26 protein-coding genes are annotated in these 24,961 nt (G+C 34.6%); 11 read left to right on the forward strand and 15 right to left on the reverse strand.

The features are described 5' to 3' along the window. Positions 1-14: 14 nt before the first annotated feature. Positions 15-683, reverse strand: a complete 669-nt coding sequence (locus AAC069_RS15040) for a hypothetical protein (protein ID WP_339921253.1) — start codon at positions 681-683, stop codon at positions 15-17. 232 nt (positions 684-915) lie between these two features. Between AAC069_RS15040 and AAC069_RS15045 the strand changes: the two genes are divergently transcribed. After that, positions 916-2,943, forward strand: coding sequence for a M3 family metallopeptidase (locus AAC069_RS15045; RefSeq protein ID WP_339921254.1), 2,028 nt, complete (start codon positions 916-918; stop codon positions 2,941-2,943). A gap of 110 nt (positions 2,944-3,053) precedes the next feature. On the opposite strand, the gene AAC069_RS15050 is transcribed toward AAC069_RS15045, so the two are convergent. Beyond that, positions 3,054-3,866, reverse strand: a complete 813-nt coding sequence (locus AAC069_RS15050) for a hypothetical protein (RefSeq protein WP_339921256.1) — start codon at positions 3,864-3,866, stop codon at positions 3,054-3,056. Positions 3,867-4,004: 138 nt separating this feature from the next. Between AAC069_RS15050 and gcvP the strand changes: the two genes are divergently transcribed. From gcvP to AAC069_RS15080, 6 genes are all read left to right on the forward strand, one after another. After that, positions 4,005-6,848, forward strand: coding sequence for an aminomethyl-transferring glycine dehydrogenase (gene gcvP / locus AAC069_RS15055; RefSeq protein ID WP_339921257.1), 2,844 nt, complete (start codon positions 4,005-4,007; stop codon positions 6,846-6,848). Between the two features lie 290 nt (positions 6,849-7,138). After that, positions 7,139-8,197: a 3-oxoacyl-ACP synthase III family protein gene (locus AAC069_RS15060; protein WP_339921258.1), complete on the forward strand. Its 1,059-nt coding sequence runs from the start codon at positions 7,139-7,141 to the stop codon at positions 8,195-8,197. A 179-nt stretch (positions 8,198-8,376) separates the two neighbouring features. Continuing rightward, entirely contained in the window at positions 8,377-8,901 is a 525-nt protein-coding gene (locus AAC069_RS15065) for a methyltransferase (protein ID WP_339921259.1), read from the forward strand. Positions 8,902-9,043: 142 nt separating this feature from the next. Beyond that, positions 9,044-9,895 carry a glycosyltransferase family 2 protein gene (locus tag AAC069_RS15070; protein ID WP_339921260.1) on the forward strand — a complete coding sequence of 284 codons (852 nt, stop codon included), beginning with the start codon at positions 9,044-9,046 and terminating at the stop codon, positions 9,893-9,895. 87 nt (positions 9,896-9,982) lie between these two features. Then, on the forward strand, positions 9,983-10,732 hold the full coding sequence (locus AAC069_RS15075; protein ID WP_339921261.1) for an ABC transporter permease: 750 nt from the start codon (positions 9,983-9,985) through the stop codon (positions 10,730-10,732). Continuing rightward, positions 10,729-11,490, forward strand: coding sequence for an ATP-binding cassette domain-containing protein (locus AAC069_RS15080; protein ID WP_339921262.1), 762 nt, complete (start codon positions 10,729-10,731; stop codon positions 11,488-11,490). The genes AAC069_RS15075 and AAC069_RS15080 overlap by 4 nt, the downstream gene beginning before the upstream one ends. Positions 11,491-11,677: 187 nt before the next feature. Here AAC069_RS15080 and AAC069_RS15085 read toward each other — a convergent pair whose 3' ends face one another. From AAC069_RS15085 to AAC069_RS15095, 3 genes are read right to left on the reverse strand one after another with little or no spacing between them, the layout of a single operon-like run. Continuing rightward, positions 11,678-12,277: a SprT-like domain-containing protein gene (locus tag AAC069_RS15085; RefSeq protein WP_339921263.1), complete on the reverse strand. Its 600-nt coding sequence runs from the start codon at positions 12,275-12,277 to the stop codon at positions 11,678-11,680. A gap of 27 nt (positions 12,278-12,304) precedes the next feature. Next, positions 12,305-12,658 carry a four helix bundle protein gene (locus AAC069_RS15090; RefSeq protein ID WP_339921264.1) on the reverse strand — a complete coding sequence of 118 codons (354 nt, stop codon included), beginning with the start codon at positions 12,656-12,658 and terminating at the stop codon, positions 12,305-12,307. Positions 12,659-12,679: 21 nt separating this feature from the next. Beyond that, the gene (locus AAC069_RS15095) at positions 12,680-13,357 is read right to left on the reverse strand and encodes an SDR family oxidoreductase (RefSeq protein WP_339921265.1); all 678 of its coding nucleotides are present in this window, start codon (positions 13,355-13,357) and stop codon (positions 12,680-12,682) included. 132 nt (positions 13,358-13,489) lie between these two features. Between AAC069_RS15095 and AAC069_RS15100 the strand changes: the two genes are divergently transcribed. Continuing rightward, positions 13,490-14,077 (forward strand): GNAT family acetyltransferase, encoded by a 588-nt coding sequence (locus tag AAC069_RS15100; protein WP_339921266.1) that lies wholly within the window; start codon positions 13,490-13,492, stop codon positions 14,075-14,077. On the opposite strand, the gene AAC069_RS15105 is transcribed toward AAC069_RS15100, so the two are convergent. The 10 genes from AAC069_RS15105 to AAC069_RS15150 form a co-directional block, all read right to left on the reverse strand. Further along, positions 14,064-15,041 carry a M28 family peptidase gene (locus AAC069_RS15105; protein WP_339921267.1) on the reverse strand — a complete coding sequence of 326 codons (978 nt, stop codon included), beginning with the start codon at positions 15,039-15,041 and terminating at the stop codon, positions 14,064-14,066. The two genes, AAC069_RS15100 and AAC069_RS15105, sit on opposite strands and share 14 nt — an antisense overlap. A gap of 9 nt (positions 15,042-15,050) precedes the next feature. Beyond that, entirely contained in the window at positions 15,051-15,695 is a 645-nt protein-coding gene (locus AAC069_RS15110) for a hypothetical protein (protein ID WP_339921268.1), read from the reverse strand. Positions 15,696-15,699: 4 nt separating this feature from the next. Continuing rightward, positions 15,700-16,734: a D-alanine--D-alanine ligase gene (locus AAC069_RS15115; protein WP_339921269.1), complete on the reverse strand. Its 1,035-nt coding sequence runs from the start codon at positions 16,732-16,734 to the stop codon at positions 15,700-15,702. Between the two features lie 9 nt (positions 16,735-16,743). Then, positions 16,744-17,454 (reverse strand): NRDE family protein, encoded by a 711-nt coding sequence (locus tag AAC069_RS15120; RefSeq protein WP_339921270.1) that lies wholly within the window; start codon positions 17,452-17,454, stop codon positions 16,744-16,746. Continuing rightward, positions 17,442-17,930 carry a DinB family protein gene (locus tag AAC069_RS15125; RefSeq protein WP_339921271.1) on the reverse strand — a complete coding sequence of 163 codons (489 nt, stop codon included), beginning with the start codon at positions 17,928-17,930 and terminating at the stop codon, positions 17,442-17,444. Before AAC069_RS15125 ends, AAC069_RS15120 begins: the two co-directional genes overlap by 13 nt. Before the next feature lies 1 nt (position 17,931). Next, the gene (locus AAC069_RS15130; RefSeq protein WP_339921272.1) at positions 17,932-18,321 is read right to left on the reverse strand and encodes a DoxX family protein; all 390 of its coding nucleotides are present in this window, start codon (positions 18,319-18,321) and stop codon (positions 17,932-17,934) included. A 9-nt stretch (positions 18,322-18,330) separates the two neighbouring features. Continuing rightward, positions 18,331-18,789 (reverse strand): YHS domain-containing (seleno)protein, encoded by a 459-nt coding sequence (locus tag AAC069_RS15135; RefSeq protein WP_339921274.1) that lies wholly within the window; start codon positions 18,787-18,789, stop codon positions 18,331-18,333. After that, entirely contained in the window at positions 18,789-19,391 is a 603-nt protein-coding gene (locus tag AAC069_RS15140; protein WP_339921275.1) for a peroxiredoxin-like family protein, read from the reverse strand. The genes AAC069_RS15135 and AAC069_RS15140 overlap by 1 nt, the downstream gene beginning before the upstream one ends. 81 nt (positions 19,392-19,472) lie before the next feature. Continuing rightward, positions 19,473-20,150: a Crp/Fnr family transcriptional regulator gene (locus AAC069_RS15145; RefSeq protein ID WP_339921276.1), complete on the reverse strand. Its 678-nt coding sequence runs from the start codon at positions 20,148-20,150 to the stop codon at positions 19,473-19,475. A 138-nt stretch (positions 20,151-20,288) separates the two neighbouring features. Further along, positions 20,289-21,428: an acyl-CoA dehydrogenase family protein gene (locus AAC069_RS15150; RefSeq protein ID WP_339921277.1), complete on the reverse strand. Its 1,140-nt coding sequence runs from the start codon at positions 21,426-21,428 to the stop codon at positions 20,289-20,291. A 223-nt stretch (positions 21,429-21,651) separates the two neighbouring features. On the opposite strand from AAC069_RS15150, the gene AAC069_RS15155 reads away from it, so the two are divergent. The 3 genes from AAC069_RS15155 (at position 21,652) to AAC069_RS15165 (ending at position 24,960) form a co-directional block, all read left to right on the forward strand. Continuing rightward, a complete protein-coding gene (locus AAC069_RS15155) occupies positions 21,652-22,722 on the forward strand; it encodes an anhydro-N-acetylmuramic acid kinase (RefSeq protein ID WP_339921278.1) in 1,071 nt (356 codons plus the stop codon). A 67-nt stretch (positions 22,723-22,789) separates the two neighbouring features. Beyond that, entirely contained in the window at positions 22,790-24,016 is a 1,227-nt protein-coding gene (locus AAC069_RS15160; RefSeq protein ID WP_339921279.1) for a Glu/Leu/Phe/Val dehydrogenase dimerization domain-containing protein, read from the forward strand. Positions 24,017-24,255: 239 nt separating this feature from the next. Then, positions 24,256-24,960 (forward strand): MotA/TolQ/ExbB proton channel family protein, encoded by a 705-nt coding sequence (locus tag AAC069_RS15165; RefSeq protein ID WP_339921280.1) that lies wholly within the window; start codon positions 24,256-24,258, stop codon positions 24,958-24,960. Position 24,961 lies beyond the last annotated feature (1 nt).

Below are 24,961 nucleotides of genomic sequence, written 5' to 3' on the forward strand. Positions count from 1 at the left end.
TCTTTTGGCTCAAATTAGTCCTCTACTTCAATTTCTTCAAGAACACTTTCAAATTCAGATGCAATTACATCTTCATTATTAATCCAATTCTCTGAGGTAACCAAGCTGAAATTTACATTATCGTCTGTTTTTAATTCCCAAACAATCCCTTCGGCGGTAGGAAAAGGAATATTTTTAGTCATCTGATCTTCAAATAATCTTTTGATTAAGTTTCTATCAGACAATCCATTATTCAATAATTTCAATACGTTTTCGGCCGTAAGCTCTTTCACTTCACCGTCAGCTGGAGTCATTGAGAAATGAACAACAGACGCTTTGGTATTAGGAAATTTTCCGTTATACGCTTTAAAAAGCAATTGATTGATATGAAACAATCTCGCTTGCATATGAATTTCAGGATATTCTTCACATACTTTATCAATTAACATATTGTGCGAAATTTGCTCAATTTGCCCTTCATTTAATTCTTCGCCCAGTTTGTAAGCAAGTAAAATTTCGGCAGCTTCATTTGGCTCATAATCAGATATAGCCATTTCTAGCAATTCCGGTAAATTCTTTTTTTCTGCTGTAGCTGCATCTGGGAAATTGAATTTCTCTAACAACTGGATATAATCTTCATCTGACCAATACCATTCCACTTCGTTTACAGTATCAATGCGCTTTATTATAATTTGATAATTCATTACTTATATACTATTATATTATTGTTACTAATTAGCTTATTCAAAATCTAATCTAATTTGACAATTTAGGCTTTTTAAAGAAGCAAGAAAAATAAATAACATTTATATAACATAACCATTTTAGCTTAAAGCGTGAAATCACTACTGCTTTGTAATCTCCTTTTTTTAATAAATCGCTACCTTTGTAATTAGAAACATTTGGTTTCAACCAATCACAATTAATGACTACATAATGAAAATACTAACGACGAAATTTAATACAAAATACGATACAGCACCTTTTTCTAAAATAAAAAATGAGGATTTTCTTCCTGCTTTTATCGAAGGAATAGCATTGGCAAAAGCCGAAATTGATGCGATTGTACAAAACAAAGAGACGCCTACTTTTATAAACACCATTGAAGCTTTAGATTTTAGTGGTTACACACTGGATCGTCTTTCGAGCATATTCTTCAATTTGAATTCAGCAGAAACCAACGACGAAATTCAAAAAATCGCTCAGGAAGTTTCTCCATTGTTATCCGATTTTGGGAATGACATCCGACTGAATGCCGAATTATTTGCTAAAGTTAAAGCAGTATACGAACAAAAAGCAAGTTTGAACCTCAACCCAGAGCAAACCACTTTATTAGACGAAAAATATAAAAGTTTTTCTCGAAATGGAGCCAATCTAACGGAAGACAAAAAAACCAAACTTCGTGAAATTGACAAAGAACTATCAAAGACAAGTTTACAGTTTGGCGAAAATGTATTAGCAGAAACCCAAGCTTTTCAAATGCATCTTACGGACGAAAAAGACTTATCAGGCTTACCAGAAGGCACGATAGAAGCCGCTCGTTCTTTGGCGAAAAGTCAAGAAAAAGAAGGTTGGATTTTTACTTTAGATTACCCTAGCTACGTTCCGTTTGTGACTTATGCTGATAATAGGGAGTTACGCAAAAAGATGGCAATTGCTTTTGGAGCCAAAGGTTTTCAAAACAATGAATTGGACAACCAGCAAAATGTTTTTAAAATTGCTAAACTGCGTTTTGATAGAGCACAACTTTTAGGATATGCTACTCATGCCCATTTTGTACTTGAAGAAAGAATGGCTGAGAGTCCAGAGAAAGTAAAAACCTTCTCTAAGGATTTACTGGAAAAAGCAAAGCCAGCTGCCCTAAAAGAATTTGCAGATCTAACGGCTTTCGCCAAAAAGTTAGATGGCTTAGAAGAACTAGAAAAATGGGATGGCGCCTATTACTCCGAAAAACTAAAACAAGAGCTATTCAGTTTAGATGACGAGAAATTAAAACCTTATTTTCAACTGGAAAAAGTACTAGATGGTGCTTTTACCATCGCGAGTAAATTATATGGCTTAACTTTTACAGAAGTTTTTGATATCGACAAGTACCACGAAGAAGTGACTACTTATGAAGTAACGGATGAAAAAAGCGAATTAGTCGCTATTTTCTATGCCGATTTTTTCCCTCGAAAAGGAAAACGAAATGGCGCTTGGATGACTTCATACAAATCACAATTTGTAAAAAACGAAATCAATGAAAGACCGCACATCTCAAACGTATGTAATTTCACAAAACCTACAGAAACAAAACCTTCCTTATTGACTTTTAACGAGGTACTGACTTTGTTCCATGAATTTGGACATGGATTACACGGTATGCTAGCAAACACTACGTATCCAAGTCTATCTGGAACCTCAGTATATTGGGATTTTGTAGAACTACCAAGCCAAGTAATGGAAAACTGGTGTTACGAACCAGAAGCTCTTGCTTTGTTTGCAACACATTACCAAACAGGCGAAATCATACCTATCGAATTAGTTCAAAAAATAAAGGAAAGCTCTAACTTTCAAGAAGGTATGGCGACGATGCGTCAGTTGAGTTTTGGCTTACTAGACATGGGATGGCATGGACAAGATCCTTCGGCTATTACAGATATTAAAGCTTTTGAAATCGAACAGTTTGCAGACACTAAATTATATCCTGAGGTAAAAGAAAATGCGATGAGCACCTCTTTTTCTCATATATTCCAAGGAGGATATTCTGCAGGATACTACAGCTACAAATGGGCTGAAGTTCTCGATGCGGATGCTTTTGAATTCTTCCAAGAAAAAGGAATTTTCAATAAAGAAGTTGCTAATAAATTCAAAGACAATATTCTTTCTAAAGGTGGAACAGAACATCCTATGACTTTATACAAACGTTTCAGGGGACATGAACCAAGTCCGGATGCTTTATTAAAAAGAGCAGGACTGTTGTAGATTTAAGAAAATAGATTAACATTTTTTAATATAAACCGAAGTAGAAATGCTTCGGTTTTTTTATTTCAAAAACGTCATGAAACAGATCATTGTCTACCAAATTGAATTTCTTAAAAAAACACCACCATCAGCCACCAAAAAACGGGAATACTTTCGACCCAAAAAGAAGTATAATACCTAGATCTTTTTTCGTTAGCCAAAATTAAAAAAAGAGAAAGTGCTACCACTAAAACCAAGTTTACAATCAACTGCTCTTCTATAAAATTAGTTTTTAAAAACTCTAAAAAATAAAACGGAAGCAACAATAGCAAACCAACGATCTTCGTTTTTTTTACTCCTATTTGCTGTGGTACTGTTTGTAAATGTGGATCATCATTAGCCAAATCAAGAATTTCGAAAATCAGAATCAGCACAAAAACGAGAATAAAACGCTGTATGCATTTGAGATAAAAATCGAGTCCCAAATCAATATGTGCATTAACCAGAGGCAACACTAATGTAACCCCTACCCAACACAAAGCCACAATATAAATCTTGACTCCTGCCCAATTTCGGGCGTTCCTTCTATTCGGAAAAAAAGGCAGTGTATACAACAATGTCAATGCTAAAACGCCTATGGAAACCAATTGTGTTATTAGTTGCAATTGGAAAAAATAATACCCTACACCTGCTAATGAAAAGAAACTCAAAACGGCAATGATTTTTAACTCATTTCGCATTTGTTTTTTTTGGGCTCTTGCCAAAGCATCGTACTTCACAAAATTATAACCTACAATTGTTCCAAAAAAAGCAAAATTAGCCATGGCTTGATCAGTAGAAATGTGGAACATGAAATGCGTCATACGCACTAGTGCATACACGGACAAAGCCACGTGAATACTACTCCTAAGATAAAAATCAAATATTCTTTTAAAACTAATCATTAAACAAAATTAATCAATTGTGAGCAAATACATCATTTAGTTGATAAATTGATAAAAAATCAATGTCAAAACACGGATTAGATTGTTTATAATACTTATTTTTGCAGCACTCAAAAAACACAACATTACTACACTTACATGAAAACAGACTCATTTGCTTTAAGACACTTAGGACCAAGAGATCACGATTTGCCTAAAATGTTAGAAACCATAGGTGTTGAAACTTTAGATCAACTAATTAATGAAACTATTCCATCTGATATTCGTTTGAAAAAACCTTTAGATTTGGAGCATATTATGACTGAATACGAATATGCAAATCACATTCGATTATTAGGACGAACGAATAAAGTTTACAAATCATATATTGGTTTAGGGTACCACCCAACAATTGTTCCTCCGGCCATTCAAAGAAATATTTTTGAAAACCCAGGATGGTACACTGCTTACACACCATACCAAGCAGAAATTGCACAAGGAAGACTGGAAGCAATTTTAAATTTCCAAACTACAGTTATTGAGTTAACTGGAATGGAAATTGCCAATGCATCATTATTAGACGAGAGTACTGCCGCTGCTGAAGCAATGGCCTTATTGTTTGATGTTCGTACAAGAGATCAAAAGAAAGCAAATGTTTGTAAATTCTTTGTTTCTGAAGAAATATTACCACAAACTTTATCAGTTTTACAAACTCGTTCTGCACCTATCGGAGTAGAATTAGTTGTTGGAAACCACCAAGAATTTGATTTTTCAACTGAATTTTTTGGAGCAATACTTCAATATCCTGGAAAATACGGTCAAGTTTATGATTATGCTGATTTTATCAAAAAGGCGGCTAAAAACGAAATAAAAGTAGCTGTTGCTGCTGATATTTTATCATTAGTAAAGTTAACCCCTCCAGGTGAAATGGGAGCTGCAGTAGTAGTTGGTACGACACAACGTTTTGGTGTCCCAATGGGTTATGGTGGACCACATGCTGCATATTTCGCTACAAAAGATGAGTACAAACGCTCTATGCCAGGAAGAATCATTGGTGTATCACAAGATGCTGACGGAAATCGCGCCTTACGTATGGCATTACAAACCCGTGAACAACACATCAAACGTGAAAAAGCAACGTCTAACATTTGTACTGCTCAGGTTTTACTATCTGTAATGGCAGGAATGTTTGCTGTTTATCACGGACCAAAAGGATTGAAATACATTGCAAACAAAGTCAACTCAATGGCAGTGACTTTGGCTGATGCGTTAAATAAATTAGGCATTAAACAAACGAACACCTATTTCTTCGATACCATTGTGGTAAAAGCCGATGCTAAAAAAGTTAAAGCAATTGCAGAAAAAAACGAAATCAATTTCTTCTATATAGATGACGAAACAATTTCTATTTCGCTAAACGAAACGATTTTATTCACAGACATTACTGAAGTAATTGCTGTTTTTGCGGAAGCATTAGGGAAAGACGCTTTTGAAGTAAGTGAATACACAACTGAAAACAACTATCCAACGAGCTTAAACAGAACAACCGAGTTTTTAAAACATGACGTTTTCAACAACTACCATTCTGAAACTAGTTTGATGCGTTATATCAAAAAATTAGAGCGTAAAGATTTGTCATTAACCCATTCGATGATTGCCTTAGGATCTTGTACGATGAAGTTGAATGCGGCAGCTGAAATGTTGCCTTTAAGTATGCCTTACTGGAATACTATTCATCCATTTGCTCCATTAGACCAAGTCGAAGGATATACTAAAATGCTTAAGAAACTAGAGCATCAATTGAATGTAATTACAGGTTTTGCCGGTACTACATTACAACCAAATTCTGGTGCGCAAGGTGAATATGCAGGATTAATGACTATTCGTGCGTATCACCAGTCAAGAGGTGACGAACAAAGAAACATCTGTTTGATTCCTGCTTCGGCTCACGGAACAAATCCTGCTTCGGCTGCGATGGCTGGAATGAAAATTATCGTTACCAAAACAATGGAAAACGGTAATATAGATGTAGAAGACGTAAAAGAAAAAGCATTACAATATAAAGACCAATTATCTTGTTTAATGGTAACATACCCTTCAACACATGGTGTTTTTGAAAGTGCTATTAGAGAAATTACACAAATCATACACGATAATGGTGGTTTAGTTTATATGGATGGGGCAAATATGAACGCACAAGTCGGGTTAACAAATCCGGCAACAATTGGTGCAGATGTATGCCACTTAAATTTACACAAAACTTTTGCCATTCCGCATGGTGGTGGTGGACCAGGTGTAGGACCAATTTGTGTAAACGAAAAATTAGTTCCGTTTTTACCAAGCAACCCATTAGTTCAGGTAGGTGGAGAAAAAGCAATTACCGCTATTTCTGGCGCTCCTTATGGTTCAGCTTTAGTATGTTTGATTTCTTACGGATACATTTGTATGTTAGGTTCTGAAGGAATTACAAATGCTACTAAATACGCTATTCTAAATGCAAATTATATGAAAGCACGTTTAGAGGAGCATTATCCAATTTTGTATTCTGGAGAAAAAGGAAGAGCAGCCCACGAAATGATATTAGATTGTAGAGGTTTCAAAGAAAAAGGAATCGAAGTGTCGGATATTGCGAAACGTTTGATGGATTATGGTTTCCATGCGCCAACAGTTTCTTTTCCTGTTGCTGGAACTTTAATGATTGAGCCAACAGAATCTGAAGATGTAGCTGAATTAGATCGTTTTTGTGATGCGATGATTTCAATTCGTAAAGAGATTGAAGCAGCATCAACTGATGAACCAAACAATGTATTGAAAAATGCACCTCATACTTTAGCGATGTTAACTGCTGATTCTTGGACATTACCTTATTCAAGAGAAAAAGCGGCTTATCCTTTAGACTATGTTGCCGATAATAAATTTTGGCCAAGTGTTCGTCGCGTTGATGAAACATACGGAGACAGAAATTTAATTTGCAGCTGTGCACCTATTGAAGCTTACATGTAATATTTAGCATTACAAATAACTATAAAATGCCTCGAAACTATCGAGGCATTTTTTTTAGTTTATTTCTCAGCACAAGAACATTAGGTAATTTTTCTGTCAAAAAAAGCAAGAATCAATAGACGTTAATCATTACTAAAAAAACTAAGGCATTTTCTAATATTTATTAAAAAATCATCAGTATTTTAGCGAAAAAATTATTATTCTATAATTATATGCACGCATAGTAAATAACATGGCTATAATCATTTTTTTATCATTAAATTAGCATAAATTTTTTGGAAAACAAACCGATGAAAATAAAAATAACTGGAATAGGAAGTTACATTCCTGAGAAAAAAGTAAGTAATATAGACTTTAGCAATCACGTTTTTTTAAATGAAGATGGTACACCTTTTGGTTATCCGAATGACGTGGTCATCAAAAAATTTAAAAGCATAACTGGAATTGAACATAGGCGCTATGCCGATGACAATTTAAACTCATCTGACTTAGCATTTTTGGCATCCAAAAAAGCTATAGAGAATGCAGCTATTGATCCCGAAACTATCGATTATATTATTTTTGCGCACAATTTTGGAGATGTAAAGTGTGGAACTTCACAATCTGATATGCTTCCAAGTTTAGCGACTCGTGTCAAGAATAAATTACAAATAAAGAACCCAAAATGCGTTGCCTACGATATCCTTTTTGGATGCCCGGGTTGGATCGAAGGTGTACTTCAAGCAAATGCTTATATCAAATCAGGAATGGCTAAACGTTGTTTAGTTATTGGTTCTGAAACCTTATCAAGAGTTGTGGATGACCACGATAGAGATTCTATGATTTATTCTGATGGTGCAGGTGCTTCAATTATCGAAGCTTCTGATGATGAAGCTGGATTACTTTCTTATGAAAGTGGTACTTATGCTATGGACGAAGCTAACTATTTGTTCTTTGGAAAATCATACAACCCAGATTTAGACCCAGATACGCGCTATATAAAAATGCACGGCCGTAAGATTTATGAATTTGCATTAACTACTGTTCCTGCAGCCATGAAAAGCTGTTTGGACAAAAGTGGCATTGCCATTGATGATGTCAAAAAAATTCTTATTCATCAAGCGAATGAGAAAATGGATGAAGCAATCATACAACGTTTCTACAAATTGCATGACCGCCCGGTTCCTCAAGATATCATGCCTATGAGTATTCATGAATTAGGAAATAGCAGCGTTGCAACTGTACCTACTTTATTTGACTTACTAATTAGAGGCGAAATAAAAGACCAACAAATCAACAAAGGTGATATTCTACTTTTTGCTTCTGTTGGAGCTGGAATGAATGTAAATGCATTTATTTATAGATACTAAGTTTTTACAAAAGCTACTCTACCGATACAAAACCACGGTTTAAAAAGTTGTCTTTTTAAACCGTGGTTTTTTCATTTCTATCTACACCAAAAATCTGTAAAATAAGAACCATATGTTTGTATCTTTGTAACTTTATAAACTATAATGAACGAGGGGTAACTTCGTTCCTCGCAACGACTATGTACGAAAAAACGTTTCCTAACAAAAGATTCAAACACACCTTAGAATTTTTAAATAAACACATCTCAACTTCAGAGAGCATTTTAGACTTAGGTGTCGAAAACCCATTTTCAAAGATCATGAAAGAAGATGGATACACAGTTAAGAATACCACTGGTGAAGACTTAGATCTAGACCAATCCGTGTTTTCTAAAGAAAAACAAGACGTAGTAACCGCTTTCGAAATTTTCGAGCATTTACTAAACCCATATACTATTTTAAGTGAAATAAAATCGGATAAACTATTCATATCTATTCCGATGCGTTTGTGGTTTTCTCCAGCATATAGAAGTAAGACCGATATGTGGGACAGACATTACCATGAATTTGAAGATTGGCAATTAGATTGGTTGTTGGAAAAAGCAGGATGGAAAATTATTGACCGCCAAAAATGGACTAATCCGGTTAAGAAAATTGGTGTTCGCCCTTTATTGCGTTACTTTACCAATAGGTATTATATCGTTTATGCGGAAAAAATAAAATAAGCACCAGTAGCTCCGTCTAGGTTTTGAACTTTGAGAAAACTGATCGATACTATATCATTTACGTTGATAAAATAAAATACGCTTCGATAGCTCTGTCAAATTCTTGAACTTTGACAGAGCTGAAAAGTCAAACATACAAATAATGAACTACTACATAGTTATTCCCGCACACAATGAAGAGGCATTTATTTCATTAACCTTACAGTCTTTGATTTCGCAGACCCATTTACCTTCAAAAGTAGTTGTGGTCAATGATAACTCTACTGATAAAACTGCCGAAATTGTTCTGGGTTTCGCCAAAGAAAATCCGTTTATCTCATTAGTAGAAAAAAAATCAAGTGCTATCCATTTACCCGGAAGCAAAGTCATTCAGGCGTTTCAAAAAGGTTTTGAAACAGTAGACGATAATTACGACATCATTGTAAAACTAGATGCCGATCTAATTTTACCAAACAATTATTTTGAGACTATTGTTAAACATTTCGAAGAAAATCCAACAACAGGAATGGCTGGTGGATTTGCTTACATCGAGAAAAATGGAGAGTGGATTTTAGAAAACTTAACTGACAAAGACCATATTCGTGGTGCTTTTAAAGCGTATCGCAAAGCTTGTTTTAAACAAATAGGTGGATTAAAACCCGCAATGGGTTGGGATACTGTAGACGAATTGTTAACTAAGTACTATGGATGGAAAGTAGTTACTGACGCTACACTAATTGTGAAGCATTTAAAACCAACCGGAGCTAATTACAACAAAACGGCACGTTACAAACAAGGAGAAGCTTTTTACACGCTAGGTTACGGATTTCTAATTACGGCAATAGCTTCGGCTAAATTGGCTTTCATGAAAAAGAAACCCTTGTTGTTTTTTGACTACATCCGCGGTTTTCTAAAAGCAAAATCAGCAAAAACCCCTTTATTAGTGACACAAGTACAAGCAAAATTCATACGAGATTATCGCATAGAAAAAATGAAAGAAAAGCTTTTTAAATAATTTGAATTTTCGTTATTATTAAAAAACTACAAACCCTAAACTGAAAACCGGCTACTAATTCTTAATTTAGCCCATATTTGTAAACATATGATGCTCATTAGATACATAACGCAAATAGGCAGATACTGTCTGATGCTTAGAGAAATTTTTATCAAACAAACCAAATGGTCTGTGATGAAAAAATTAATCTTCAAAGAAATTGACGATTTAATCATCGATTCCCTTGGAATCGTAGCTTTCATTTCTTTCTTTGTTGGAGGAGTTGTTGCTATTCAAACCGCACTAAACCTTACCAATCCATTAATTCCGAAATACCTTATTGGTTTTGCCACACGACAATCAGTAATATTGGAGTTTGCTCCTACTTTTATCTCGGTGATTATGGCAGGAAAAATGGGTTCATTTATCACCTCAAGCATAGGTACGATGCGTGTTACAGAACAAATTGACGCATTAGAAGTTATGGGCGTTAACTCCCTAAATTACTTAGTTTTTCCTAAAATTATTGCTTTGTTATTGTATCCATTTGTAATTGGCATCAGTATGTTTCTTGGGATTCTAGGAGGCTGGATGGCAGGTGTATATGGAGGATTTACTTCCAGTGCAGAATTTATCAATGGAGCCCAAATGGATTTCATTCCTTTTCATATTGTTTATGCTTTCTTAAAAACCTTAATTTTCGCCATGCTATTAGCGACTATACCTTCTTTTCATGGTTACTATATGAAAGGTGGGGCTCTAGAAGTAGGTAAAGCCAGTACAGTTTCCTTTGTTTGGACATCGGTTTCTATAATATTATTCAATTATATATTAACGCAATTGTTACTAGGAGCATGATAGAAATAAAAAACATAGAAAAATCATTTGGAGGTACCAAGATTCTCAAAGGCATTTCAACTGTTTTTGAAACTGGAAAAACGAATCTAATCATTGGACAAAGTGGATCGGGTAAAACGGTCTTACTAAAAAGTCTTTTAGGAATTCATACTCCAGAATCCGGTAAAATCTGTTTTGACGGTAGAGTCTACTCTGAACTGGAACCAGATGAAAAAAGAGAACTGAGAACTGAAATCGGAATGGTTTTTCAAGGAAGCGCCTTATTCGATTCCATGACCGTTGAAGAAAATGTGGCATTTCCATTAAAGATGTTCACTAATGACAACAAAGCTAAAATTAAAGAACGTGTTGACTTTGTACTAGAAAGAGTCGCATTAACAGACGCTCATAGTAAATTGCCTTCACAAATTTCTGGAGGAATGCAAAAACGTGTTGCGATTGCTCGCGCTATAGTTAACAAGCCAAAATACTTGTTTTGTGATGAACCTAACTCTGGATTAGACCCGAATACCGCTATATTAATCGACAACCTGATCAAAGAAATCACCGAAGAATACGATATCACTACCGTAATTAACACGCACGATATGAACTCCGTGATGGAAATTGGCGAGCGCATCTTGTTTCTTAAAGATGGACTAAAAGCCTGGGAAGGAACAAAAGAAGAAATTTTCAGGACAGATAATCAAGCGGTTGTAGACTTTGTTTATTCTTCTAATTTATTCAAGAAAGTAAGAGAAGCGTATTTAAAAGATTGAAATTAGGAGCGGAACGTTCTTTAATTCATAATAACTTCCCTCCCGCTATCCGTTGCAATCTTTTATCCTGAACTAAATTCAGAATAAAAGGATTTTCACTACTATCGGGGCTACAAATAAAATTTAAATTCCATAATCACACAAAAAAAGCACAGTCTATTGATGACTGTGCTTTTTTCATTTATAACTAATTGGGCAGTAGTTCTACCTCAGCATTTGGATTAAAAAGATACATTTTTCCAGAGCTTACTTCAAGACATTCAAAGCGTTTGGTTCTTACTGCGATTTTCTTGAAAATCTTACCATTTTCGATTCTAAAAATGCTGCCGTATGGAATCTCAAATACATAATTTTTATCATTTTGCTCATCAAACTGCTTTAGCGCTAACGATAAAGTCGCATCAGTATCACTGCTGGCCGTTGGGTTTTTAAAATGTCGTGCCAATAAAGGCAACAAATGGCTCGGAAAAATTTCTGGACGTATAAAAGGAATCATCAACCGTTGAAAAGAATATTTCCATTCATTACCATGGGGCTTAATTTTTCGTCCAAATTTCTCAAAAGCCACCAAATGAGAAATCTCATGGATTAGGGTAATCAAAAACTTATATTTATTAAGACTTGAATTGACTGTTATCTCGTGTTTTCCGTTGAGTCCCTTTCGATAATCTCCATGACGCGTTTGCCTCTCATTAACAATCTTAAGATGGACTTGATTGACAACGATGAGTTCAAAAACGGGTTTCACCGCGTGCTCCGGAATATATCTTGCTAAGGTTTCGCTCAAAATGAGTTGGGAATTATAAATTATGAGTTATAAGTTTTTCTTCGAGGTGATGATTATACTTCGAATAATTTTTAAAACTTCATTACTCTGTTCATGCATTGATTTAAATTCATTTTCAGAAATATAGTCTGTTACTTTTAGTAGTTCTAACCAATACATCGATTCATCACATTCTTTTTGTGCAATAGCTAGTTTATGAATGAAATCCGGTTTGCTTTGGGCATTTACAGCTTCGCGGACATTTGCTCCTACTGAGGTTATAGACCGTAAAAACTGCTTACTCATAATATATTCTTTCTTTTCAGCAACAATATATTTATAGAAATTAACTCCTCTAACAGCTAACTCAAAGCTCTTTGTCTTAACGATACTTTCACTCATAATTCATGACTTATAACTATTTTAAGGATTCGTAGACGACACCTGCAATACTTTTCCGTTGAAATATTTATTTCCCGTTAATGTGAAATCATAGATGTAGTCTGCCATTTCGTTTGCTTTGATTGGCGCTTGGTATCCTGGAAAAGCTTCTTCTAACATTTCTGTTTGAACTGCTCCCAAAGCTAATACATTAAATGAAATGCCTCTTTCTTTATATTCTTCAGCCAATAACTCTGACAAGGTGATTACGGCTCCTTTACTTGAACTATATGCTGCAAGTCCAGGAAACTTCAAACTACCTTGAATCCCTCCCATAGAACTTATGGTAACGACGTGACTACCTTTTTGCAAGTATGGCAAACAGATACGCGTTAGATTAGCAACTGCAAAAACATTCACTTTATAGACATTTTCAAAATCCTCCTGGGTCGTTTCGGCAAAAGGTTTCGACAAGAAGCTTCCTGCATTATGCACAATGGCATCTACCGTTTTCCATGACGTAGACAATACATTTTCAACTTTCGCTAAATCGGATTCACTTGACAAATCAACAGAAATACAACTGATATTCTCATGTTCTATAAGTATTCTTGGTGTTTTTCTAGAAATAGCCAACACTTGATATCCTGCATTAGCGAATTTCAATGCTAATTCATATCCTATTCCTCTACTTGTTCCCGTTATAATAATCTTTTTCATATAGCAAAAATAAACAAAAGCTTTAAAATATCGAACATTTAGCGCTAATGATTCTCTCACATAGAAAACTTGAAATCATAGTGATTTTGTTTAAATTTACAGTCAAATAACCTAAGCCGAAAATCACATCCGATGATTGCAAACATACAACTAGAAGTGGCTCAATTAAACGATATCAATGGAATACTAGCACTACAGGAATTATATCTTGTTGCTAACTTATCTGATAAAGAAAAAGAAGCTGGATTTGTGACCACTCCATTCACAATATCTCAACTAACTGAAATTATTGGACAAGAAGGATTGTTTATCGCTAAAGACGACAGCATAATCATCGCGTACATCTTTGCTGGAAGTTGGGATTTCTTTAGTCAATGGCCTATTTTTAATCACATTACAGCGCAATTTCCCAATCTTAAATTTTTAGATTTTAACATCACAACAAAGCATACTTTTCAATATGGCCCTATTTGCATCGCTCAAGAATATCGCGGAAAAGGACTCATTAATTTCTTTTTCGAATTCATGAGAATCCATATGGTGAAAAAATATCCTCTGAGTTTAACGTTTATCAACAAAATCAATATTCCCTCTACCAAAGCACATACCGAAAAATTAAAATGGACTATTATCGCTGATTTTCAATTCAACAATAACGACTATCATATTTTAGCTTATGATATGCATCAGTCCGTCCCTCAAGCCTCTAATTCATTTTAATTTCCTGAGTAGGAGAATTTGCCATTTGAGTCACCGCCGGCAACATTTCCTGAATAAAATGAGTCATATGCCCAATATCCATCGCTTTAAACTCATCAGACACATGATGGTAATAGTCAAAATTCTCAAAGTCGAAAGTGCTGACCGACTGACAAGGAACCTTGAAAACATCATAAAAAGAATAATTATCTGATCTGTAAAACAACTTATATTCGGCAGCTTTAGGTAAAAAGCCAACACTATTTTTACCAGTATATTCATTAATTTTTGCTCCCATATTGGATTTTTCAAAACCGGTAAGGTAGGCCAGATAATCTCTTTTCATTGGTACGCCTATCATCTCAATATTAAATTGTGCATAGAGATTAAAATTTTGCTGTTTTAGCTTTTTAGCCAAATGCTTAGATCCCAATAGTCCTTTTTCTTCGCCTACAAAGAAAACGAAGAGAGCGCTTCTCTTATTTGATTTAGAAACGCTAAAGTACTTTGCTATTTCGGCTACTGCCGTTGTTCCCGAAGCATCATCATTAGCCCCATTATTTATAAAATCTCCGTTAACTCCTGCTTTTTCAAAGCCAATATGGTCATAATGACCACTAATCAATAAAAACTCTTTTTTTAGAACAGCATCCGTTCCTTCTATCCAACCTACGATATTGTAAGCCGTTCCTTTAAAATTAGTTATCGTATCGCGATAGGACGAGAAATAGGGCTTTACATTATTGGTTTTAAAAAATTGCTCTAAGTAAACTGCGGCTTTTTCCATTCCTTTTGTCCCAGTGTCTCTTCCTTCTAATTCATCTGAAGAAAGGTATTTCAAAGTTGCAGCAACATCACTTTCTTTGACTTGGTATAGAATTTCAATTGGCTTATTTACGTTTTCGTTATTTGGGCTTGAAACCAGGCTAGCATTCGGTTTACATCCTAAAAGAATAAAAGGAAGTAGCATCATTACTTTTTTCATATTTTAAGTTTATGGTTTTCTAATGTATTTCTTAAAGACTTTAAATCCTTGAAGACAAGCCAAAACTATGAAAATTAAGGGAATAATTATAGCGAACAAGTATTTTGATAAATGCGCTCCATTTTGAGCAATAGTATGTAAAAAAAACACAAACCCAATCATTCCAGCAAAAGTCCCCGCCAATGTTCCGCCAACGTAATAAAACTTGAGTGTATTTGTAGTTGTAATGTAGTTTCCATTGATCAAATACAAATTCCATCCCGTCCAAAATGGGAGCTGCATAAAATTAATACCACTCAATAACAGCCCAACTAAAAAAGGAGAGTAAATCATATACTTTTCTAGATAATTAGGACTAGCTGCAGTTTGATTCGAATAAGAGTAAAAAGAATACGCCAAAAACAGTAAAAAGAAAACACCAAAAATATCAATTACCCGCATTAACTTGATATTATTGACCAATCGATTTGCGAAAATAAGTGTAAAATAAATCACAAAAGCTTCAACAAAAATGACCCCTAATAAATACAGAACCAAGTTTTCAATTCCGAAATCAGTATAAATTTGGAATCCAATAATATTCAAATACCCTAACGGAATCGAGCCTACAAAGCTCACTAGAAAACCGACCAGAATATTCTTTATTACTTTCATTACATTAGAAATTTACAATTTTATTGCTTTGCTCGAGATGCAGTCGGTATTCTTTCATACCTGCTTTATGCGCTAAATAAGGAGCCCCATTCTTATTGTTCTCGACACTAATTTCATACATATAGGTAATGTGTCGCGCTAGTTCTTTCCACGCAAAGAACAGAGAATGCCTTGGGTCATATATATGTGTTGGTTCGCTTGCCGCACCATTTAATTCTACTACGGCGAAGTTTTTTCCTTTTTCTAATTCTTCAAAAGTATTATACATCACATCCATTCTTCCAAAAAAGAAGCCTGGAATTTGCAAACACATTTCGTTGATAGTGGCTTCCAGCTTACCAGTAATCCAGTGGCTTCCATCAATAAATTTTGCTCCTCTGGCGTGATTGCCATACGGCACAAGGTTTAATTTTTCTCCTTCTGGCAAAACCTCTAAAAGTTTATTACCATACTCTTTCTTCAATACTTTTAACTGTAATTCGTAACGCGGATTTACTTTTATCAATTCTTCCACTGTAGCAACCCCGTTTCCGGTAACAATTAGAAACTCCTTAGAAACGATACCCGTTATTTTACCTTTTTCTTCATTAGGATACCGAACATAAAATATACCCACTTCATTTTTAAACGGAATCAAATCTTGTACTACAAAATCAAAATTTGCCTTTAATGCATATTGTTCTAAATCTTCTAGCGTATTTATTCTCTTTACACCTGAACCTCGCAAACCTACGTCTGGCTTCGCAATGAAAGGATAACGTATATTCGATTGTTCGATTATTGCCTTAATTTCAACTACGGCAGTACCTTCTTTTATAAGTTCCGTTTTGGGGTAATACTGTTGCGGAATCAAATTATAAATTGCTTTTTTTGATTCCATAATAAATCCTCCGTTTTTGATCGTCGGATTAGATGCATTAAAGAAAAAAATGGATTTTGCTTTGACAGCATAAAAAGCCCAAAGAAAATAAATAGGAATATACACAACCTGAAAAGGCCAATATTCCCAATGCGTCAACTTATGTAGTAGTAATTTCAATGTCGTAGATTAAATAGTGATAAATGAGGTACTGAAATTTTCTTGAGCAATCAAGTCATGATGCAATATGGTCACTTTATTTTTTTCGATTATGCTCTGGGTAATACTCAGCGTTTTCAATTCGCCATTTCTATTGATGACCAAGCCATTTTCTTGATTTCCTTCTTCAGTGTACCGATGAAAATTATACATTTCGACCTCCGACAAGGTGGTGTTTTTTTCTAAAAACACTCGAAATAAATCAGCCCGTTCTTCTCTGACTTTTTTGGGATACAAAGTAGAAGAAGACCAGATATGCTTTTCGTCTGCATCTAATTTTACAGCTTCTTTATCAGCTCCATTCCAGCGGAGTTGAAATAGTTCCTGATCTTGAAATAACACTATGGTAAAAGGTTCTATACAATCCAGATCAATTGTATTCCAATAATTTCGTGGCGATACATTACCAATAATATCTAAAACAATCAATCCGCGACTTTTCCTATAGTCCAAGCCCCCAACATGCTTTTCATTAGCTCCATTCAACAAAACGAGCACCGTACCCTTTTCATCAACGACGTACCAAGTTCCCCCCGCTTTCGGGTCTTTGGGATAAATAACGTTCTTGCCATTTACCGTATAGTTTTTTGGAGGTATTGCACTGGGTCTAATTAACTGTTCGTCCCGATTTGACGTAATGACAATTTTACTATCGGTTTTTACAAAGCTTACTGTGCACATTGCTTTCTATATTCTATAGTGGAACGTGCAACACCGAAATTTTCATTCACAAAAATAGTTTCACTTTGTAAAACAGCCACTTTTATGAGTGCCTGATGATGAATACAATGTTCCAAGTTATAAAGTAATTCTCTAAAATAGTTGCTTTCAATTCGAACTTCTTCGTTATCAATAATTTGTTGCAACTCAATTTTTTTATTTTCTTTTTCCAATAAAATCTGAATGGCTACAATTTGCGAAATTGCAAAAGTAGTATCTGTTTGAATTAGGATGTTTCTTGGTCTTTTATCATAATTCACAATCCCAGAGTAATAATTATTTTCGAGACATTGAAACATTTCGACGATATGTCTGGTATGTTCCCCAATGGTAGAATTACTTAACAGTTGACAAGGTTTAGAGAACTCGGCATTTGACATCTGCTCGAGTAAATCAATCAATTCGTTCAAACTATTTTTTATGGAAGGAATAAGCATCTTATATTTTTAATTTTAATAAATCGGTAATTTTATTCCTATTTTGATACACTAAAATAGAACAACAAAGAAAGGTAATTAATGCCAGCATAAAAAGTGTCCCTCCATCGTTTTGCACTTCAATTCCCAGAACAAAAACGTGAGACACAATAGCACCAATCATAACTCCAAGACCAAGTAACGCCCCTAACAACGTGGTCCTTGGAATTAGTATGAAAATAGAGGAAACTAATTCAATTATACCTGAACCAATGCGTCCATAAGGCTCCATTCCTAAAGTCTTAAAGATATAAATACTTTCGGCTGCTCCAGTAAATTTAAAATACAATGTTTGCACTAAAATCGCAGCAACAACGATACGCAATAACCAACTAAACAATGATGATTTCATAATGCTAGTTTATTGAATTATTTTTTTCCAATTTGAATCGGCCTTTAATTTTAAATTCGACTGATCTTTGTTCCAGCTCTTCAAAGTATTCCTAAAAAAGGCATTATAAAACAAGTACAGTTTACCGTCAATAATTTTAAAAGTATTGGGGTCAATGACTACTTTATCTCCTGAATCACCAATGGCAAAAGCACACCAGCCTCCGTATTGAGGTTCATAACTTAATGGAGATTTTGCAAAAGCACTTTTATTCGACGCAGAAGAAAAATAATAAGTTACTCCCTCATATATTGAAGTCAATTCCTTTTTACCTTTTAAAGCTTTACCTTGTTTAAAATAAGCCACCGGATCATATCCTTGTATAGCGACTTTTCTGTCCAAGTTAAATTGGTCTATTCTCTTACCTTCACTCTGTGAAAATCCAGAAAAAGTAAACAATATACATATACCAAATAAAAGCTTTTTCATTACTCTTTATTTAAAGATTTCGCCGCCGCAACTAATAAATCATTAGAAATTCGGTGTTTATAATCAGGCGTAATGTGTTCGAAATCAATTTCCCCATCTAAATTTACAATAAAAACAGACGGAATTGGTAGAAAAGTACTGTTCAACCCATCTGATCCTTTTGCCAAAATGGTCTTATAGTTTTCAGGAGCTTGAAAAGCAATACCCATTGCTTTTGCTAATTCTCCATTACTGTCTGACAATAAAAGATAATTTACCTTATCCTTTTCTTCGGTTGCTTTTAAGTTCTTTGGAGAGTCTGGACTGATGGCAATAATCTGATAGCCTAAGTTCAATAATTCTTTTTCGGCTTCCGCCAATGCTGCCAAGTGAAGGTTACAATACGGACACCAGCCGCCGCGATAAAAAACTAAAACAGTTTTCTTTTTGCTGAAAAGCGTTTCTAAACTAACGGAATTATTGTCGATTGTTTTTAATGTGATATTCGGAATCTTTTCTCCAATCAATAATGGAGCTGCATCTGTAGCTGATTTTGGTAAGTCATTTTGCGCATTTACTATTAATCCAATTACTAATAAAACGAAGCTTAGTATTTTTTTCATGATTCTATAATTTTAATATCACAAAGCTACTATTGAATTCTGAATTAAAATGTCGGCTAGATTACAATTCCCATAAAAAAATTATAATGTGGTAATATCTGCTATAATAATTTCTTTTCTATTGTAGAGCAACGTCCCTTTTGCTTCCATTTCGTTGAGCAATTGTGTCGCTGTTTGTCTTGAGGTACAAATGATTTGGGCAATATCATTTTGTGTTAGATAATTTTCAATAATCACTTTATTTCCTATTTGCACTCCCTCTTTCTCAGCCCAATCTTTTAGGAACAAAACTAATCTGGTTTTAGCATCCTTCGAAATCAGATTAGAATAACTGTTTTTGATGCGCTTCATTTTGAGTCCTACAATTTTAGTATAGGACAACGCTAAACCAGGATTCTTTAATAATACCTCTTCAAAATCAGAAAGCAGAAAACTGCAAATTGCAACATCATCAGAAAGTACTTTAGCATATTCATTGCTTTCGCCATCTGCTTCTAAAGTAAGTTCCCCAAACAAATCTCCCTTTTTAATAATGTCTTTAATTGTTTCATTTCCGGCTTCATCAACAGCCACGATTTTGATATTTCCTTTTTTCAACACAAAAATCCTTGGCACATCAGAAGATGAAAAATAAATAACCTCTCCTTTTTTTGCTTCTTTAAACCCCATTATGATGCACAACTGCTTCATTTGTTTAAAACTTAAAGTTCTAAACAATTTATGATCTCGTAAATACCAATATTTTAAATCTTCATCCATGAAAGCCTGCTTTACGGTAAATGTAGCGCTATTTTACAACTAAAAAACCATTAAGAGGTTAAGCGTCATTAAGTAATTTACTACTTAATTTCTTAATCTCTTAATGGTTTAAATTATTTTGAATGCTTATTTTGAATGCTAGGAAATCAAAGTTCTCGAAATTACAATGCGTTGTATTTCTGAAGTCCCCTCATATATTTGAGTGATTTTAGCATCACGCATCATACGCTCTACATGATATTCTGCTACATACCCATTACCACCATGAATTTGAACCGCTTCGATTGTGGTATCCATCGCCGTTTGAGAAGCAAATAATTTTGCCATAGCACCAGATTGAGAAATATCCATTCCTTGATCTTTTTCGGCAGCTGCTTTAAGACATAACATTTTGGCTGCCATGATTTGAGTCGCCATATCAGCTAATTTAAATGCAATAGCTTGATGTTTGAAAATTTCTTTTCCGAAAGCTTTACGCTCTTGTGAATATTTCAATGCTAACTCATAAGATCCCGTTGCGATACCTAATGCCTGAGAAGCGATACCAATTCTACCACCATTTAATACGGCCATAGCAAATGCAAAACCAAAACCATCAGCTCCAATTCTATTTTCCTTTGGAACCTTAACATCAGAAAACATTAAAGAATGCGTATCAGACCCACGAATTCCCATTTTCTTTTCTTTTATTCCAATATCAAAACCAGCCCAACCTTTTTCAACAATAAAAGCATTAATTCCTTTATGCCCTTTTTCGATATCTGTTTGCGCAATTACGATATAAGTAGATGCTGAAGATCCGTTAGTAATCCAGTTTTTAGTACCATTCAATAAATAATGGTCTCCTTTATCAATAGCTGTTGTTTTTTGAGAAGTTGCATCAGATCCCGCCTCTGGCTCTGACAAGCAAAAAGCACCAATTACTTCTCCTTTAGCAAGAGGAACTAAATATTTCATTTTTTGTTCTTCATTACAGTACTTTTCTAATCCTGCACAAACTAATGAGTTATTCACAGACATTATAACTGCAGCCGAAGCATCAATTTTAGCTATTTCAGTAATTGCCAGAACATAAGAAATACTATCTAATCCAGAACCACCATATTTAGGATCAACCATCATACCCATAAACCCAAGCTCTGCCATTTTTTTGACCTGCTCTGTTGGGAACTTTGAAAATTCATCTCTTTCAATTACTCCAGGCAACAATTCGGTTTGAGCAAAATCTCTAGCGGCTTGTTGAATCATTAACTGCTCTTCTGTTAGATTAAAATCCATAACTGTATTTCTTTTTATTTATTTGGTTAATTCTAGCGCTAAAATACGTCGTTCACAAGATCAAATTTAAAATCAAAATCCGGAATTGTTTATATTGTATTTTTGCTTTTAGAATAGACGATTATTATATGTTGCTTAATTTACCTTGCTTTTTGTTTAAAAAAAGTAGTCAAAGATACTTTTTTCTTGTGAAATTATCAATTTTGATTTGTAATTTTGGACGATGAAAGAAGAATACTATAACGTTATCGGTGTGATGTCAGGAACTTCTCTTGACGGAGTTGATTTAGCGCATATTCAATTTAGTGTAAAAGACAAAAAATGGAGCTTCAATATTCTTGAAAGTGAGACTATTTCTTATAGTTCAATCTGGGTAAACACACTAAAAACAGCAGTAGATTTTTCTGAAAATAATCTGAAAAAATTAAATCAGGACTATACTTCTCTGCTCGCTTCCATAATTTCTGATTTCATATCTCTCCATAAAATAGAAAATCTTGATGCCGTTTGCTCGCATGGTCACACTATATTGCACCAACCCGAAAAAGGAATCACACTTCAAATTGGGAATTTACCGGAAATCTCAGACTTAATTAATCAAACCGTAGTATGCGATTTTAGAGTACAGGATGTAAATATAGGCGGACAAGGAGCGCCATTAGTACCTATAGGTGATCGCATTCTATTTCCAGAATATGATTATTGCATGAATCTAGGTGGTTTTTCAAATGTATCGTTCGAAGAAAAAAGCAGCCGTATTGCCTTTGATATTTCACCAGTAAACACAGTTTTGAATTTCTATTCCAATCAGTTGGGATTCGATTATGATGATAAGGGTCAAATTTCTGCAACTGGGCTAATTAATAATTCCTTGTTGAACGAGTTGAATAGTCTCGAGTTTTACCAACAAAAACATCCTAAATCTCTAGGTTTTGAATTTGTAAAAGAAACAGTTTTACCTCTTATAGAACGGTTTGAAATTGACATTACTGATAAAATGAGAACCTTTACAGAACATGTTGCGATGCAAATTGCAATAGCCTTACCTCTTAAAGAAGGAACTATTTTAATAACTGGCGGCGGAGCCTACAATGACTTTCTTATCGAGCGAATCCAATTTCACTTACCTACCATCAAAATCATAATTCCTGAAAACAAAATTCTGGAATTCAAAGAAGCAGTTATTTTTGCGTTATTGGGTGTTCTAAAATTACGTGGCCAAAATAACGTATTGTCTAGTGTAACAGGCGCTGAAACTGATCATTGTAGCGGATATATCTATAAACCAAAATAATACCTAAAATACACAATTCACATTATTCTATTTTTTACATTTGTCAAAATTAAACATATCGCAATAAATGAAAGATTTATTAAAGAAATTCGAAAATAAAGAGCCTGTAATAGTTTTTAACTGGAAAGATGCCGAAACCGAAGCTGAAGGGTGGACAGTAATCAACTCTCTTCGTGGTGGGGCTGCCGGTGGTGGAACTAGAATGAGAAAAGGATTAGACATCAATGAAGTTTTGTCATTGGCAAAAACAATGGAAGTGAAATTTACGGTTTCTGGCCCAGCTATTGGTGGAGCCAAATCTGGAATTAATTTCGATCCAAATGATCCTAGAAAAAAAGGCGTTTTACAACGTTGGTACAAAGCGGTATCTCCATTATTGAAAAGTTATTATGGAACGGGTGGTGATTTAAACGTGGATGAAATCCATGAAGTTATCCCCATGACAGAAGAATGTGGTGTTTGGCACCCGCAAGAAGGAGTGTTTAACGGTCATTTCAAACCTACTGAAGCAGACAAAATTAACCGAATAGGCCAATTGCGTCAAGGTGTGGTTAAAGTAATCGAAAACCCAAAATTCTCTCCAGACGTTTCTAGAAAATATACCATTGCAGATATGATTACCGGCTATGGAGTTGCTGAAGCGGTGCGTCATTATTATGCCACTTATGGAGGTGACGTGAAAGGTAAGAAAGCTATTGTACAAGGTTTTGGAAATGTAGGTTCAGCTGCTGCTTTCTATTTGGCTGAAATGGGAGCAAAAGTTATTGGTATAATCGATAGAGATGGAGGTTTGATAAATGAAGATGGTTTTACTTTCGAAGAAATAAAAGCATTATTCCTTTCCAAAGACGGAAACAAACTGGTTGCCGAAAATATGATTCCGTTTGAAGAAATCAATGAAAAAATATGGACAATAGGCGCTGAAATTTTCACACCTTGTGCTGCTTCAAGATTAGTTGCTCAATCTCAAATTGACAGTCTAATCGCTAATGGGCTTGAAGTAATTTCTTGTGGTGCTAATGTTCCTTTTGCCGACAAAGAAATCTTTTTTGGTCCGATAATGGAAGATGTAGATCACAAAGTAAGCTTGATTCCAGATTTTATATCTAATTGCGGTATGGCTCGCGTATTTGCTTACTTCATGGAGAAAAAAGTACAAATGACCGATGAGGCTATTTTCCAAGACACCTCAGAAATCATCAAAAAAGCAATTGAAAAAGCACATGCTTTAAGCAGCGAAAAAACTAATATTAGTGCTACCGCCTTTGAAATCGCTTTGAAACAATTAGTATAAGTAAATGATAAATTAGAATACTTTCATTCTATTTAGTTTGAAAGAATACTTTTAAGTCAGTTCGACGAAAACGTCCAAAAAGCGAATTCGTTGAACTGATTTTTTTTTGTACTACACTTCACATCCCTTTTTTAAAGCTCTATCCCCCTCCTACTTTTTTAATATTTGTTTAGGATATTAATCTAAAAAAGTAACAATTTTTATAATATATTAGCGTTTCCATAATAAAGAAAACTTCTATGAGTATATTGTTACAAGCAGACACCCTATCTGTTGCACAAGAAAATTTAGCCGATGCGGTTCCAGTTGAAAAAACGTTATCCATTATCGAATTGCTAACAAGCGGAGGATTAGCAGGTAACATCATCATGGCCTCGCTATTCCTAATGTTTTTCGTCGCACTTTATTTATATTTTGAGCGCTTAATGGCAATTAATGCTGCCTCAAAAATCGACACTAATTTCATGGGACAAATCAGAGAAAACATTAGAAACGGTCGCATTGACAATGCAAAAATAGCATGTGCACATTCCAATTCTCCTGTTGCCAGATTAATTGAGAAAGGAATTTCAAGAATTGGCAAGCCTCTTGATGATATCAACACGGCAATTGAAAATGCTGGAAAACTTGAAATTTACAAACTTGAAAAAAATGTAAGTATGCTAGCTACCATTTCTGGAGCAGGTCCTATGACTGGTTTCTTAGGAACAGTAGTAGGAATGATTCAAGCTTTTCACAAGATGGCAAGTTCTGGCGGACAAATAGAAGTTGGTGCACTATCTGAAGGAATTTACACTGCAATGACAACAACAGTGGTTGGTCTAGTGGTTGGAATTATAGCTTACGTTGGATACAATCATTTGGTTGTAAAAACAGATAAAATTGTTCACCAGATGGAAGCGAATGCCGTTGACTTTTTAGACTTATTAAACGACCCAGCATAAT

The sequence above is a fragment of the uncultured Flavobacterium sp. genome, assembly GCF_963974175.1.
Lineage (GTDB): Bacteria > Bacteroidota > Bacteroidia > Flavobacteriales > Flavobacteriaceae > Flavobacterium.

Bases quoted from the DNA above. Each gene is read 5' to 3' on its own strand.
- AAC069_RS15040 (WP_339921253.1), bottom strand. From the start codon at position 683: ATGAATTATCAAATTATAATAAAGCGCATTGATACTGTAAACGAAGTG.
- AAC069_RS15045 (WP_339921254.1), top strand. From the start codon at position 916: ATGAAAATACTAACGACGAAATTTAATACAAAATACGATACAGCACCT.
- AAC069_RS15050 (WP_339921256.1), bottom strand. From the start codon at position 3,866: ATGATTAGTTTTAAAAGAATATTTGATTTTTATCTTAGGAGTAGTATT.
- gcvP (WP_339921257.1), top strand. From the start codon at position 4,005: ATGAAAACAGACTCATTTGCTTTAAGACACTTAGGACCAAGAGATCAC.
- AAC069_RS15060 (WP_339921258.1), top strand. From the start codon at position 7,139: ATGAAAATAAAAATAACTGGAATAGGAAGTTACATTCCTGAGAAAAAA.
- AAC069_RS15065 (WP_339921259.1), top strand. From the start codon at position 8,377: ATGTACGAAAAAACGTTTCCTAACAAAAGATTCAAACACACCTTAGAA.
- AAC069_RS15070 (WP_339921260.1), top strand. From the start codon at position 9,044: ATGAACTACTACATAGTTATTCCCGCACACAATGAAGAGGCATTTATT.
- AAC069_RS15075 (WP_339921261.1), top strand. From the start codon at position 9,983: ATGATGCTCATTAGATACATAACGCAAATAGGCAGATACTGTCTGATG.
- AAC069_RS15080 (WP_339921262.1), top strand. From the start codon at position 10,729: ATGATAGAAATAAAAAACATAGAAAAATCATTTGGAGGTACCAAGATT.
- AAC069_RS15090 (WP_339921264.1), bottom strand. From the start codon at position 12,658: ATGAGTGAAAGTATCGTTAAGACAAAGAGCTTTGAGTTAGCTGTTAGA.
- AAC069_RS15095 (WP_339921265.1), bottom strand. From the start codon at position 13,357: ATGAAAAAGATTATTATAACGGGAACAAGTAGAGGAATAGGATATGAA.
- AAC069_RS15100 (WP_339921266.1), top strand. From the start codon at position 13,490: ATGATTGCAAACATACAACTAGAAGTGGCTCAATTAAACGATATCAAT.
- AAC069_RS15105 (WP_339921267.1), bottom strand. From the start codon at position 15,041: ATGAAAAAAGTAATGATGCTACTTCCTTTTATTCTTTTAGGATGTAAA.
- AAC069_RS15110 (WP_339921268.1), bottom strand. From the start codon at position 15,695: ATGAAAGTAATAAAGAATATTCTGGTCGGTTTTCTAGTGAGCTTTGTA.
- AAC069_RS15120 (WP_339921270.1), bottom strand. From the start codon at position 17,454: ATGTGCACAGTAAGCTTTGTAAAAACCGATAGTAAAATTGTCATTACG.
- AAC069_RS15125 (WP_339921271.1), bottom strand. From the start codon at position 17,930: ATGCTTATTCCTTCCATAAAAAATAGTTTGAACGAATTGATTGATTTA.
- AAC069_RS15130 (WP_339921272.1), bottom strand. From the start codon at position 18,321: ATGAAATCATCATTGTTTAGTTGGTTATTGCGTATCGTTGTTGCTGCG.
- AAC069_RS15135 (WP_339921274.1), bottom strand. From the start codon at position 18,789: ATGAAAAAGCTTTTATTTGGTATATGTATATTGTTTACTTTTTCTGGA.
- AAC069_RS15140 (WP_339921275.1), bottom strand. From the start codon at position 19,391: ATGAAAAAAATACTAAGCTTCGTTTTATTAGTAATTGGATTAATAGTA.
- AAC069_RS15145 (WP_339921276.1), bottom strand. From the start codon at position 20,150: ATGGATGAAGATTTAAAATATTGGTATTTACGAGATCATAAATTGTTT.
- AAC069_RS15150 (WP_339921277.1), bottom strand. From the start codon at position 21,428: ATGGATTTTAATCTAACAGAAGAGCAGTTAATGATTCAACAAGCCGCT.
- AAC069_RS15155 (WP_339921278.1), top strand. From the start codon at position 21,652: ATGAAAGAAGAATACTATAACGTTATCGGTGTGATGTCAGGAACTTCT.
- AAC069_RS15160 (WP_339921279.1), top strand. From the start codon at position 22,790: ATGAAAGATTTATTAAAGAAATTCGAAAATAAAGAGCCTGTAATAGTT.
- AAC069_RS15165 (WP_339921280.1), top strand. From the start codon at position 24,256: ATGAGTATATTGTTACAAGCAGACACCCTATCTGTTGCACAAGAAAAT.